General features: G+C 50.3%; 11 protein-coding genes. 2 read left to right on the top strand and 9 right to left on the bottom strand.

Going from position 1 to position 13,898, the window contains the following annotated elements:
- Positions 1 to 31: 31 nt before the first annotated feature.
- From murQ to ACEN2G_RS08905, 7 genes are all read right to left on the bottom strand, one after another.
- Positions 32 to 967, bottom strand: coding sequence for an N-acetylmuramic acid 6-phosphate etherase (gene murQ, locus ACEN2G_RS08935; protein WP_442021135.1), 936 nt, complete (start codon positions 965 to 967; stop codon positions 32 to 34).
- 259 nt (positions 968 to 1,226) lie between these two features.
- Positions 1,227 to 2,363 carry an anhydro-N-acetylmuramic acid kinase gene (locus ACEN2G_RS08930; protein ID WP_442021134.1) on the bottom strand — a complete coding sequence of 379 codons (1,137 nt, stop codon included), beginning with the start codon at positions 2,361 to 2,363 and terminating at the stop codon, positions 1,227 to 1,229.
- Between the two features lie 431 nt (positions 2,364 to 2,794).
- A complete protein-coding gene (locus tag ACEN2G_RS08925; RefSeq protein WP_442021133.1) occupies positions 2,795 to 3,859 on the bottom strand; it encodes an alpha/beta fold hydrolase in 1,065 nt (354 codons plus the stop codon).
- A 182-nt stretch (positions 3,860 to 4,041) separates the two neighbouring features.
- Positions 4,042 to 6,159, bottom strand: coding sequence for a bifunctional GTP diphosphokinase/guanosine-3',5'-bis pyrophosphate 3'-pyrophosphohydrolase (gene spoT, locus ACEN2G_RS08920; RefSeq protein ID WP_442021132.1), 2,118 nt, complete (start codon positions 6,157 to 6,159; stop codon positions 4,042 to 4,044).
- A 79-nt stretch (positions 6,160 to 6,238) separates the two neighbouring features.
- Complete coding sequence (gene rpoZ, locus ACEN2G_RS08915) at positions 6,239 to 6,517, bottom strand: DNA-directed RNA polymerase subunit omega (RefSeq protein WP_442021131.1); 279 nt, start codon at positions 6,515 to 6,517, stop codon at positions 6,239 to 6,241.
- 48 nt (positions 6,518 to 6,565) lie between these two features.
- Positions 6,566 to 7,195 carry a guanylate kinase gene (gene gmk, locus ACEN2G_RS08910; RefSeq protein WP_442021130.1) on the bottom strand — a complete coding sequence of 210 codons (630 nt, stop codon included), beginning with the start codon at positions 7,193 to 7,195 and terminating at the stop codon, positions 6,566 to 6,568.
- A 694-nt stretch (positions 7,196 to 7,889) separates the two neighbouring features.
- A complete protein-coding gene (locus tag ACEN2G_RS08905; RefSeq protein WP_442021129.1) occupies positions 7,890 to 8,753 on the bottom strand; it encodes a YicC/YloC family endoribonuclease in 864 nt (287 codons plus the stop codon).
- A gap of 181 nt (positions 8,754 to 8,934) precedes the next feature.
- Here ACEN2G_RS08905 and rph point away from each other — a divergent pair, with 181 nt between their 5' ends.
- On the top strand, positions 8,935 to 9,657 hold the full coding sequence (gene rph, locus ACEN2G_RS08900) for a ribonuclease PH (RefSeq protein ID WP_442021128.1): 723 nt from the start codon (positions 8,935 to 8,937) through the stop codon (positions 9,655 to 9,657).
- Positions 9,658 to 9,846: 189 nt separating this feature from the next.
- Positions 9,847 to 10,488, top strand: coding sequence for an orotate phosphoribosyltransferase (pyrE, locus tag ACEN2G_RS08895; protein WP_442021127.1), 642 nt, complete (start codon positions 9,847 to 9,849; stop codon positions 10,486 to 10,488).
- A gap of 130 nt (positions 10,489 to 10,618) precedes the next feature.
- Here the strand turns inward: pyrE and ACEN2G_RS08890 are convergent, their stop codons facing one another.
- Together ACEN2G_RS08890 and ACEN2G_RS08885 are read right to left on the bottom strand one after the other, a co-directional pair.
- Complete coding sequence (locus ACEN2G_RS08890; RefSeq protein WP_442021126.1) at positions 10,619 to 11,524, bottom strand: chemotaxis protein; 906 nt, start codon at positions 11,522 to 11,524, stop codon at positions 10,619 to 10,621.
- Between the two features lie 325 nt (positions 11,525 to 11,849).
- Positions 11,850 to 13,838: an LTA synthase family protein gene (locus ACEN2G_RS08885; protein WP_442021125.1), complete on the bottom strand. Its 1,989-nt coding sequence runs from the start codon at positions 13,836 to 13,838 to the stop codon at positions 11,850 to 11,852.
- Positions 13,839 to 13,898 lie beyond the last annotated feature (60 nt).

Raw genomic sequence — 13,898 nt, 5'->3', positions numbered from 1 at the left:
CGATGGTTATGTTTAACTGATTGCTTAAAGCTTAAAGCTTAAAGCTTATGGCTTTGTTTAATACCCCATTATGTTGCGTTAATTGTGCTTGAGCATCTGCTTTATTTAAGCCAGAAAGCAGCATTAAGATCGCGAGTTTCACCTGATTATCTGCGGCTTTAAGTGCCGCCGCCGCCTGATCTTCACTCGCCGCTGTGGCCTGCATTACGATGCGTAGCGCGCGAGCTTCTAACTTAAAGTTGCTGGCATGTAAGTCGACCATCAGATTTTGATACACCTTGCCGATGCGGATCATGCTGGCTGTACTCAGCATATTCAGCACCAATTTTTGTGCGGTACCCGACTTTAAACGCGTAGAGCCGGTGATTACCTCGGGGCCCACGTTTGGCTCTATGGCGATGTCGGCCGCCTGCCCAATGGCAGAGCCGGTATTACAAGCTAACGCTACTGTAGTGGCACCAAGCTGGCGTGCATACTCAAGCCCGCCCAATACGTAAGGCGTACGCCCGCTGGCGGCTATGCCTACTACTACGTCTTTATTGGTTAGCGCGAGCTGGCGCAAGTCATCAGCACCTAGATCCCTATTATCTTCCGCGCCTTCTTGGGCACGAAACATGGCCTCTGGGCCTCCGGCAATCAGGCCGATCACCATATCGGCGGGCACGCTAAAGGTAGGCGGGCACTCGGAGGCATCCAGCACGCCTAAGCGACCACTGGTGCCGGCACCCATGTAAATCAATCGACCGCCTTGCTGGAAAGCTGCAACAATCGCATCCACGGCTTGGGTGATGGCGGGTAGTACTTGAGCCACGGCCAGCGGTACTTGCTGGTCTTGGGTGTTAATAGTGGTGAGCAACTCGAGCGTACCCAGCTTATCGATATTTAAGGTGTCTGGATTACGCCCCTCAGAGGCCAGTTTGGCTAAGTCTTTGAGCAGATCTGAAGTCGACGTTTGAGTCGTTCCCATAATAAATTCTCCATAAAAAACTAAAGACTTTTTCGCCACAGAATCCACGAAAATTAAGATATATAATAACGAGAAGAGAATTTTCATCCCGCCAAGCGTGACTGACTACTAAAGCGTCAGACTACTAAGGTCTCGCTCATCAATATTTCAGATATTATCGCTATTTTTCCGTGTATTCCGTGGCAAAAATGCTCTTCTTAGATGCTAGCTGTGGCCCTTAATTAGCCCATCACGCCTTACATCTCACCCTTCACCGTCTTTAACCCGGTAAATGAATCGCGCCTAAAATCGCCGGTCGGCTGGCTCCCGTCACCGCCGGTAAGTTACCCGGCAAACCGTTTAAGGTTTGATGAGCCAACCAAGCGAAGGCCATGGCTTCCATCGCATCCATATCTACCCCGGCGCTGTTGGTGGTGGTTACCTGCCAATTAGGTAATAACGCACTTAAACGCTGCATCAATAACGGATTATGGCCGCCGCCGCCGCAGACTAACAGCTGGCTTGGCAGGTCTGTGTGAATTGAGTACTTTTGCACTTGGTCGACGATGGCGCGAACGCTAAATTCTGCCAGTGTGGCTTGCACGTCTAGCGCATTAATTGCGCAGAACTGCGTCTGGTGCTCTTGTAAATGAGCGGCCAGCCAGCGTGGGCTAAACAGCTCACGGCCTGTGCTTTTCGGCGCGGGTAGCGCCAACCAAGGTTCAGCCAGCAAGCGGGTTAATAAGTCGGTGTTTACTTGGCCCTGCAGGCCAAAGGCGGCGTCTTTATCAAACGGCTGGCCCCATTGCTGTTGGCACCAAACGTCCAGCAGCATATTGCCGGGGCCCACATCATATCCGATGACAGCTTGCGCGGGGTCGAGCAAGGTAATATTGGCGATGCCGCCAATATTCACCACTATGCGCACTCGCTTGGCATCGGCTAACACCTGTTGGTGAAAGGCCGGTACTAAGGGTGCTCCTTGGCCGCCAAATGCCATGTCTTTACGGCGAAAATCGTTAATGGTGATAATGCCGGTGAGGGCTGCTAAGCGATTGCCATCGCCGAGTTGCAACGAAAAGGGCAATTCACCAAAGGGTTGATGCCACACCGTTTGCCCATGGCAGCCGATGGCGCGCACTTGGCTGGCATCCGTGTCCGAATCTTGTAGTAGTTGCCGCGCGATTTCTGCATAGGCTTGACCGAGCTCGGCATCTAATTCACCCCAGTGTTTGGCGCTAATGGCCGCCCCTTTGGCGACCGCCAGCAGGCGCTGGCGCAAATCGTGCGCAAACGGACTACGGGTGCTGGCTTTTAGCTCGGCCTGTGTGCCATTGGTCGCCATTAGCACCGCATCTATGCCATCTAGACTGGTGCCAGACATGATGCCGATAAACAGCTCAAGCGGCTTGGACATTACCAGGTGCTCGGTACGGCTTGTACTGGGCTCACGGGGACGCTGATCACGCCGTTTTCATAGGGCTGGGGGCCTGCGGGTTTAGGCTTTTTTACCGCCGCTATCGGTTTGACTGGTGCCGGCTTTGGAGGGGGCGTGTGACAGGCGCTTAGGGCAAAAGATAGGCTCAAGCAAAGCAAAGAATTGCGTAATAAATGCGACACCGGAATGACTCCATAACAGAACAAGCAGTCGCTAATATGGCGACCATGGTTAATAACGCACAGTTGTAAACTGTCTGCGACAAAATATCAAAATCTAAACGCATTAAAACCAAAATACGTCTTACGTCTTACGTCTTACGTCTTACGTTCGTAGAGCGGATATTTGTCTCTAACGGGCCGCATAAAGCGTATGGCTCTAAAACGTGGGTTTTTGGATTGGTCTTTTACTTATCGCTGAGCGCTTGGCTGAGAGCTCCCCGCAGGGGGCGGGTATTGCTCAAAGAAAGAGAAGATGGCTTCTAGCGCTTGGCGGCGTTGATTGTCGCGTTCAAAAAATAATTCATGAGCGGCTTTTTTAATCACGAGAGGTTGTCCGCCCGAACAGGCGGGCAGCGCTTGGCAAAAACGCGCTTGGGCGTTATTGTCCACCACCCTATCGTTACCCGCTTGCACCACTAAAATAGGTGTGGTGATGCGGCCTGCTCGGGCGATCGCTTGGTCACCGGCGCTCAAGGCTTGTTGCAACCAATGCAGGGTGGCGCCGCCGAGTTTGACCTTGGGCGTGAGTTGCAATTGCTCGGCCTGCAGCTGATAGCGCGCTTCGCTATGCGTGAGCACATTATCTTTAAAGGGCTTTGCTTGGTAATCCCCTTGGCCCGGCGCGTAACAGGCCTCATGGCCTAGCCACTGACAGCCCTGCTTTAAGGTAGCGAGCAGGCCAGTCACTAGCCAACGGGGCAGGGGTTTTAAGTAAATGCCGATCATGGGCGAAGAGAGTGCAGCGGCCTGCAACCGCACCTGAGTTTGGCTAAGCCAAAGTGCCGCTATAGTGCCGCCCATAGAGTGCGACAATAAATAAAGTTGCTCGACCGGTTCATTAAGCACTACTTGTTGCACAAATTGCTCGAGATCTTGCACATAGTCGTCAAAGTTTGCCACATAGCCCATATCTGGGTTTGATAACAGGCGTGGCGCTAAGCCTTGGCCACGATGATCATACAAATAGACGTTATAGCCGTTATTAAATAAATCGAGCGCGAGTTCGTGGTACTTCAAGTAGCTTTCGGTGCGACCGTTAACCAAGAGAATGGCTTTTTGATGGAGGGGGTTAACTAATTTGCCATAGGGTAAACTGAGGCCATCGTTAGTCATAAACTGACCCGTTTTCACCTGTTGTTGAAAACGGTCAGTTAAGCCCGCCAAGCCCCATTCTTTAAGTTGGCTGCTGGTAGTTAAGACGGGGCTAGCCAGAGCCTGATTCATCAGTAGAGTATTTATAAATAGAGAATTCATAAATAGGCAAGCCCCGAGCAACAACATACGACTGAGCATAACAGGCTCCTAGCGGTAAATGCATACTTATGGTGCGGAAAATACGGGAAAGAAGTGCAGTAATAGGTTGATAACACGAACTTTAGAGCCAAAACTTCATGGCTGACCAGTGCGGCTATCTTAGGCCAGCCGCGGGTTTAGCGCTATTTACGTAGTCGAAATACTTTTAGCACGTTGGGCGTCACGCGAATTTTGCGCATAATATTGGCCAAGTGCACGCGGCTCTTGGTGGTAATTAACAATTCCACTAAGTAGACACGGCCGTCTTTTTCTTCGGTGGCAATATTGTGAATATTGGCGCCGGTGGCCGCAATAACGTTGGCCAGCGCCGCCAAGGCGCCGTGCTGATTAATGAGCTCGATACCGATTTCGGTTTTAAATTCAAAGTCGAAATCTTGCTCCATATCCCATTGCACCGGCAGATACTTGTCTTGCTCTTTACTGTAACTGCGCACGTTTTTACAAGACTCAAGATGCACCACTAGTCCTCGACCGGGGCTGATGTGCGCCACTATAGGATCACCCGGAATAGGGCGGCAACAGTTAGCAAACGTCAGCAACATGTCATCTGCACCGCGAATGGGCATCTTCTTGAAGGTCTTGCTCGGCTCGCTCCGTGTTTTATTCTCATCAGCCAGCAGACGGCGTGCCACCACCACACTCATGGCGTTGCCAAGACCAATATCGGCCATCAGGCTGTTAAGTGAGCCGTGCTTGGTGTCTTTTAATACTTGCTCAACGCGCTCAGTCGGTATGTCTTCGATGTTTTTCGCGCCCAAGGCGTGATTTAGCAACCGCTTACCGAGTAGTACGGACTCTTCGGTACGCAAGTTCTTCAAGAACTGGCGAATTTTTGTGCGTGCCCGTGAGGTGACCACAAAGTTCAACCAAGCCGCATTAGGACGCGCGCTGGGGGCGGTAATAATTTCTATGGTTTGGCCTGAGTGCAAGCGCTGGCTCAGCGAGTAAGGCTGGCGATCGACGCGAGCACCCACGCAGGCATGGCCAATATCGGTGTGCACCGCATAGGCGAAGTCGACGGCGGTCGCGCCAGACGGTAACTCTAAGATGCGGCCTTCTGGGGTGAACACATAGATTTCGTCGGGGAAGAGGTCGGTTTTAACGCCCTCGATAAACTCAAACGAAGAGCCGGCACTCTGCTGCAACTCCAATAAGCTTTGCATCCAGCGATCGGCGCGAACCTGTGCCGTGGTATTCGAACGCTCGGTATCGAGCTTATATGCCCAATGTGCCGCCACGCCTTTATCGGCCATTTGATCCATGTCTTCGGTACGGATCTGCACTTCTACCGGCAAGCCATGAGGGCCCACCAAAGAGGTATGTAACGACTGATAACCGTTGGTTTTGGGAATGGCGATGTAATCTTTGAAACGACCAGGCCTTGGTTTATACAAGGTATGCATTTGGCCTAACACCCGATAACAGGTGTCGATATCCTTAACGATGACGCGAAAAGCGTAGATATCCATGACCTCGTGAAACTGCAGTTCTTTCTTTACCATCTTGTGATAGATGGAGAACATGTTTTTTTCACGACCCAAGACGGTGGCGTCAATGTTCGAATCTTGGATCCGGCCACTGACTTCTTCGAAGATAGATTGAATTATTTCGCGTCTATTACCTCGGGCGCGGCGTACTGACTCGCGTAACACGCGAGTACGCATCGGATATAAGGCTTCTAGCCCTAATTCTTCCAGCTCATTCTTGATGCTGTGAATGCCGAGTCGGTTAGCGATGGGAGCATGAATTTCAAGAGTTTCGCGGGCGATGCGCCGGCGCTTATCTGGTCGCAGTGAGCCGAGGGTCCGCATGTTATGGGTGCGGTCGGCCAGCTTGATGAGGATAACCCGAATATCTTGGGTCATGGCCAACACCATCTTGCGGAAGTTTTCTGTTTGGGCTTCTTTGTGATCTCTAAACTTGATTTTATCGAGTTTAGAGACACCTTCTACCAACTCAGCAACAGCTTCGCCAAACTGCTCGGCGAGCGCGATTTTGGTGGTGGTTGTGTCTTCGATGACATCGTGCAACAAAGCGGCCATCAGGGTTTCATGATCGAGATGCATCTCTGCCAGAATGCGCGCCACTGCCACCGGATGGGTGATGTAAGGCTCGCCGCTAGAGCGAGTTTGCCCCTGGTGCGCATCTCTGGCCACCACATAAGCGGCGGTAAGCTGCTCTATCTGCTCGGTGGGGAGATAGCTGGAGGCAAGCTCTTTGAGAGATTCAAATAGATACAATGCATACCCCGATCATTAAGCGATAAAGATGCTAGCTAAAAGTAAGGCCCGTTTTAGTAAACGGGCGCTTGACGTTAGCTTACAGCAAACGACCTTCGGCGATCGCCGCTACGGCGGCCAATTCGGCGGCATCTGTTTCTTGCTGCTCTTGGCGATCTTGCATATCCATCATCGCATGGTTCACTAAGCCCAGCTCAATTTCACGCAGTGCCACAACGGTGGGCTTGTCATTCTCTAGTGGTACCAGTGCGTCTTTGCCCTGGGTGGCCAGTTGGCGAGCGCGACGGGAAGCAACTAACACTAAATCAAAGCGATTGCCTACCTGCTCAACAGCATCTTCAACGGTAACGCGTGCCATAATGGACTCCAATGATTAAAAAAGGTGCAAATTCTAATGGTTCTTAGCTTATTCTGCCAGCAGGCCGTTAAGCAAGTGCTGAAAACGTATGGCTTGTTTCTCAGTACTGGCCCGTTCGGCCTCAATAATGGCACTTAGGCGATCCAGTGCATGGTCAAAGTTATCGTTAACCAGCAAGTAGTCATATTCGTCGTAATGTGACATTTCTGACACCGCCTTGTCCATTCTACCCTTTATTACCTCGGCCGTATCTTGCTGGCGCGCATTTAAGCGTCGTTCCAGCTCAACTCGGCTCGGTGGCAAGACAAAAATAGACTTGGCACTGGGCGATTGGGCGCGAATTTGTCGCGCACCTTGCCAGTCGATATCGAGCAAGATGTCGATACCTTTTTCTAGCTGTTCATCTATCCACTCCCGTGAGGTGCCATAGTAGTTATCAAATACTTGGGCCCACTCATAAAAAGCACCACGTTCAATCAGCTCTTTAAAGGCCGACTGATCGATAAAGTGATAATGAATGCCGTCTACTTCACCGGGCCGCGCCGCGCGCGTGGTATGAGAGACGGAAACCTGCAACATGCCATCGACACTGGGGCGATCGAGCAGGCCGCGGATCAGGCTGGATTTGCCTGCGCCACTAGGAGAAGAAAGAATAAATAAGGTACCACAGTGCGCCATAGTGTTATGCCCGTTCGGGATTATCTGCCAGCGCCGAGCGGGGCTGGAACCAAGGGCGGCAAAGTTTACCAGAATGCGAGCCTAAAAAAAATGGCCGTTGTAAAGACAACGGCCAATCAAAAATAACTATAGCTTGCTGCGGAAGTGCCCTCCACGCAAATTGCATTATGATCGGGTGCTAGCTTCGGTTCTATCAGTTTTTTCCTGCCTAAAAGCTCGGTTAAACCGAGTTATTAAACGAAAACGGTGGTTCGATAACCATGATGAGATACATACGAAGCCTTTTCATTAAGGCCTGCTGAGGCTTAGTGTGCTCTTGTATAAAACGGTAAGGTTGGTATATAAAACTGTCTTTTTTCAATATGGCGCAGCATAAAATCTTCAATATACATATATTGCGGGGTAAAACGCTGGGTTGCGCAGGCTGATCTGTGCTTCTTTTATTAACACTCTCCTAAGTGAGTCGCTTGTACAGGTGTCATCTTAAGTAGATCGGTATAACAGATGTGGAAATGAAAAAAATATCTTTTTCGATTCTACATCTGTTATGCCGTTCTACTTACAGAATAAAGGATACTAAATTAACATCTGTATTACTTTAATGCTCTCACGCAGTCGCTTTGCTATGCGCATAAAAAAGCCCCAGCATAGGGGCTTAGTCTGGTTGAGTAATAGGCCGATAATGCGCAGGCTATTACTCGATATTTTGAATTTGCTCGCGCATTTGCTCGATTAATACTTTCATTTCTACTGCGGAATTAGTGATATCGGTGCTGATCGACTTTGAGCCCAGCGTATTAGACTCGCGGTTGAACTCTTGCATCATAAAGTCCAAACGACGGCCGCAGGCGCCGCCTTTTTTTAAGATTTTTCGCGTTTCGCCGATGTGGGTCACTAAGCGATCTAGCTCTTCGGCGACATCCACTTTTTGTGCCAATAACACCATTTCTTGCTCGACACGCTGCGGGTCTAGCTCAATCTTGGCTTCTTCAAAGCGGTCTTGTAGGCGTTGACGCTGCCAAGCCATGATGGCAGGCATTTGCGTTTTCACTTTATCCACTTCTTGCTCTATGCCGCTTAAGCGCAGCTCAATCAGCTCTTTCAGCTTGTCGCCTTCGCTGGCGCGAGCATCGAGAAAGTCATCGACCACTTTATCTAGGCAGGCGATCAGCTCATTGCTTAGCGCGTCCATATCTTGGGTTTGCGCTTCCATCACGCCGGGCCAACGTAAAATATCCACCGGATTTAAGGCGCCTTGGCCGGCTTCTTCCATTACCCAGTCGGCGCCTTCAATCAGTTGTTTGGCCAGTGCTTTATTCATTTGCAGTTGGCCTTGGTTAGCCAAATTAGACTCAAAGCGTAGGCCGCATTCTACCTTGCCACGCTGTAAACGGGCGCGCAGCTTCTCGCGTACTAGCGGCTCTAGACTACGAAACTGCTCGGGTAGGCGAGTATAGGTTTCTAGGTAGCGTTGGTTAACGGAGCGGATCTCCCAAGCGGCGGTGCCCCAATCTTGTTTGAATTCTTGTCGCGCATAGGCGGTCATACTGTGGATCATGTGGCTCTCATTATTAGTGGTATGTAAAGCTAGTTGCACGTGAAGCGCTTAAGTGTGACACCGCCACCGACCGGCGGCAATGGTGGGCACATGCAATGCGCAGGTAGTTTCTTTATAATGGCGTCTTTATAAAAATCGCTAACGCCTCAGTGCGCGCGATTTATCCTCATTGGAGAATACCATGTCTACACGAGCCTGCGGCCGCGCGGTTGATGAAATGCGCGCCGTTACCATCACTTCTAATTATACCCGCCATGCGGAAGGCTCTGTGCTGGTAGAGTTTGGTCACACCAAGGTACTGTGCACCGCCTCAGTCGAAAAAGGCGTGCCACGTTTCTTACGTGGCAAAGGCCAAGGTTGGGTAACGGCAGAATATGGCATGCTGCCGCGCTCGACCCACAGCCGCATGAACCGCGAAGCCGCCAGCGGCAAGCAAGGCGGCCGCACCATGGAAATTCAGCGCCTGATTGGTCGCTCACTGCGTGCCGCCATGGATCTCAATAAGTTAGGCGAATACACCATAGTGGTGGATTGTGATGTGATCCAAGCGGACGGCGGCACCCGCACCGCCGCTATTACCGGCGCTTGTGTGGCATTGGCCCAAGCGCTGGCGTGGATGAAGGCGAAAGGCATGATCACCACAGATCCGATGAAAACGCTGGTAGCGGCCATTTCGGTAGGCATGGTTGACGGCCAAGCGGTGTCGGATTTGGAATACACTGAAGACTCGGCGGCCGAAACCGATATGAACGTGGTGATGACCGCCGAAGGTAACATGATTGAAGTGCAGGGCACCGCCGAAGGCGCACCTTTTACCCATGAGCAGTTGTTGGCAATGCTGGCCTTGGCACGTAAGTCGATTGATGAGCTGGTGGCGATTCAGCGTCAGGCTATTGCGGGTTAAAAACCGTAAGGGGTAAGTCGTGAAGTGTGAGGAGTTACCCATAAGACCTCGTCATCAGGCTGTGTGTTTACCCCTCACTCCTTACGTTTCACACCTCACTTTTCACCCGTGCTTGGCGTGAAAAATGTTCTGTAATGTCAGTGATAAACATATGTATCACGAATTAAATAAAATATTGAGAGAAAATCGATGAAAGCTTATCAGCGTGAGTTTATTGAGTTCGCCATGAGCAAAGATGTGCTTAAGTTCGGCGAATTCACCCTGAAATCCGGTCGTATTAGCCCTTACTTCTTTAATGCGGGCTTGTTTAATAGCGGCCGCGACCTGGCCCGTTTAGGTCGTTTTTACGCGGCGGCCTTGGTGGATGCTAAGATTCAATATGACGTGCTGTTTGGCCCCGCCTACAAAGGTATTCCCATCGCCAGCGCCACCGCCGTACAGTTAGCAGAAATACACGACCAAGACGTGCCTTACTGCTTTAACCGTAAAGAAGCCAAAACTCACGGCGAAGGTGGCAACTTAGTGGGTAGTCCGCTGCAAGGGCGCATTATGTTGGTGGATGACGTGATCACGGCAGGCACTGCGATTCGTGAGTCGATGGACATCATAGCTGCTAATGGCGCGAGTTTAGCCGGTGTGCTGATCGCCCTAGATCGCCAAGAAAAAGGCAAAGGCGAGTTATCGGCCATTCAAGAAGTTGAGCGTGATTATAATGCACAAGTCACCGCCATTATTTCGCTGGCCGACTTGGTCGAGTACTTAAGCGAGCAACCGGCCATGGCCGAGCACCTAGTGCGCGTGCAAGCATATCGCCAGCAGTACGGCATCTAACAAGCAAATACTGTGAAGGGGGATGGGTAAAGGGTGAAGGGAACAAACTAGGACACAGTGGCTTCAAAAAGTTACTTCAAAGAAATGTGTCAGTCTTATGTCGTCCTCTTCACTCTTTCCCTTTTGCTATTCACAGGTTACTTTGCCGCTTTTTTCGTTCGGCGGCGGCGATAAGCATGGTGTGTAATAGCTCGTGGGCATCGAATTTAGTTAAGGCTCTATCGGCGCCTACTTGCTCCGCATAACTGAGGCTCATCTCGCTGCTCAATGACGAGTGCAAAATAATCCAAGGTTGAGCTAGGCTAGGATTGTTGCGAATTTGAAAAGCCAGCTCGTAACCGTCAAGTCCGGGCATTTCTATGTCGCTCACCAGAATATCTACCGGCCTGCCGCTGGTTTGCGCCTCTAAGATACGCACCATGGCATCACTGCCATCGTGAGTTACCTGATAGCCGATATTTTTACGGTCTAGCACATCACTCAATTGCTTGCGCGCCACTATGGAGTCATCCACCAGCAAGATTGATAAGCCGCGTAATGTTTCCACTTCCATGTCGTTGAGCAACACATCTTTGCTGCTTAATGACTCCGGATAAACTTTTGCCAATAACAGCTCTAAATCCAGCAACTGGATCAATTCTTCATTGATAGTCACTAAGCCGGTAATAAAAGCATTCTTGCCTAGGGCTTTGGGCGGCGGGGACACATCTTTCCAGTCTGTTTCCACGATCCGCTGCACCTTGCGCACCATAAAGCCAATCTCTTTACGATTCACATCGGTGACGATGACGGACGCGGTAGCGCGTTCTTCCGCCGTAAGTGGCTTGTAACCGATGGCGGCGGCCATATCAATCACCGGCAAGGCGGCACCGCGAAACGTCGCCGTACCTATGACTGTACTTTGGCTGCTGGGTAGCTTAGTCAGGTGCGGTAGGGGCATGATTTCGCGAATTTTTAGCGTGCCTAAGCCAAATAAACGTGAGCCCGCTAACTGAAAAAGTAACAGTTTTTGCAGCTGTTTGGGTTGTTTATTCATAGAGTGTGTACTCGTTTAATTTGCAAAATGGACACCTAGCATGGAGTACGGCGGTCTTGAGCTGCGTGATTATATGAAGTGCGAACCGCGTAAGTCCAGCCAAAAGGGTGAGCAAGTTAGCAGGAACCACAAATAGCATGGCTCGCCGCTGTAGATGGCCGTCTCTTCGGCGAAGAGGGCTTCGCCACGGTTTTATGTTTCGCTCTTGTAGGTGTCAACTTGTTCGACACGGTTTTGTGTTTTATTTGAAAACTGCCAGCCGAGCTGGCTTTTTATCTGCTGCCACGGCCGCCGAACAAGTTAGCGGTTACGCCATGGCTTTCTCTCAAGGCGTATTACCTTTTACTTGCTGATTAATGTGCCAGCGCCACAACTTAGGATATGCGACCAGTTTAGCTGCTTGGGCCGCAGCAGCCGGTCGACCTTTTTCTTTATTTAAGTGCAGCGGTTGGTCGGTTTGCCAAGGATAAAAAATAGGGCTGTTATTTAAAACATAGGCTCCTTGTTCATCAATCCACAGTAATACGTTGTAACCAAAAGCGCGGTTGGCATCATCTATGGGAGCCAACATATTACGACCACCTAAGGTTAGATAATTTTGTTCAGACAGGCTGTAATGATACAAGGTCGGCATAATATCTTTATGGGATCCCACTCTTTGGTTATCAAAGTGCCATGCGGTCTGAGCCATAATAGGTTTAGGTACATACAAATAAAATGGCACAGCTCTTTCTAAAGCTTGCTCCTGAGGATTAAACGCTTTAATCCTGCGCATTTGATGATCGCCGGTGGCGGCAATAAGAGTGCGTTCGCCGAGTTGAGAGCCTTTAATATGGTCTATAAAGCCGCCTAAGGCATCGGTGGCATATTGAAAGGTGGTTAAAATATTATGCTGTTCAATGGCTCCGTCCTCCGCATGCTGTTTATATTGCGGTGACACTCTAATGGGCCTTGGCTGATAGGTATTGGGCGTAATATAAGGCGGATGATTGGTGACGCTTAAGATACTAATAAATAACGGTTGTTCTGACTCTTCGAGTAAGGCTTCAGCTAAGCGATAGGCATATTCATCCGGTAACCCCCAGTCGGTCATATATTGCTCGGCTTCAGGATAACGCGCTAATAAGGCGTTTTGATCAAACACCTGATCCACTCCCTGTAGCGGCAGATAATTCACTAAGTTGCGCCACATCATATTGCCAGAAGAAATAAAGATATTGCGATAACCGGCTTTTTTATAGATATCAAAGGGGGTATCGAGATCAACATGTTGTGCCGAAGAATGGCTGATGCTCTGTACTGGGCTATTAAAAAACAGCGCCGCTAATGAGGGTGCTGTGCCGTTATCTTGAGATAAGAAACGCGTAAACAAGAAGTCCTCATTAAAGTGCGGCCGCAATCGGCCCAATAAATCATTGTCTTGAGGCTCATCAAACGCCAGCATATTAGTGCCTAAACTTTCCATCAAGGCCAATACTACATGGGGTGGATGCTCTGCCAGATAGTCATTAGGTGGGGTGTGCTCCTCGAGTGAGGAGAAATTTAAGGTTGTTAGGAGTTGCGCCCCCAGCAAGGAGCTGGCAGGAATAAAGCCCACATCTTCTGCCTTGTCTTTCCAAGCCCAATTGAGCGCCATGACAGCGTTGGGCGCCAGTTGATTGAGCACCGTCAGCTCGGAAACTTGAGCGTTGCTGCGCCGCAGCGGAAAGGTGCCCAAGCTGCCGCGCGCCAAGATAAACACTAAGCTGATGCCAATTAAGATATACACCGCCAGCGCTGGCCAAGGCCAAGGGCGTTTAGCTTTTGGGGCGCGCAGCTGCAAGTAAGCAAGCAGACTGGGAATAATGGTCAATAACAGGGCGAATAAACTGGCAGCAACCACTGGATAGTCTTGGCCTATGTTGGCCAAGACGGCCTGAGTGTCATCTTCAAATAAGCCAAAAGCAAACACATTAAAATGCTGATGATACGTCTGGTAATAATAAAAATTACCAATAGCGGCGGCTGCGGTAATCAGGCTGACCAAGCCAATGAAAAATGGCGCACAGCGTCGCCATAGCTGCCAGCCTCTCTGCCAGTAGGCTAGCAATAAGCCGCTGAGTAGCAAAGGCGCCAAAGCCATGCCAGCGATACGCAAGTCGTAACGAACACCGATAAACCACATGCGCCGTACGTCTTGACCATAATCGGCCAAGGCCGCTGGGGTCGTAAATTGACTAAACATGGCATAGCGTGCACTGAGTAAGATCAGTGTCAGCCACAGCATGGTGAGCCAAGTGAGGCGAAAGACGAGACGGATACGTAATGCAGTCATGATGAACCTAGGCAAAGAAGATTAAGTGTTTATAGAGGCATTATCAGCAATAAAGCCGCT

This window comes from Oceanisphaera sp. W20_SRM_FM3 (assembly GCF_052119705.1).
Taxonomy (GTDB): domain Bacteria; phylum Pseudomonadota; class Gammaproteobacteria; order Enterobacterales; family Aeromonadaceae; genus Oceanimonas.
Note: the sequence above shows the minus strand (reverse complement) of the source record. Positions and strands in the feature narration are given on the sequence as shown.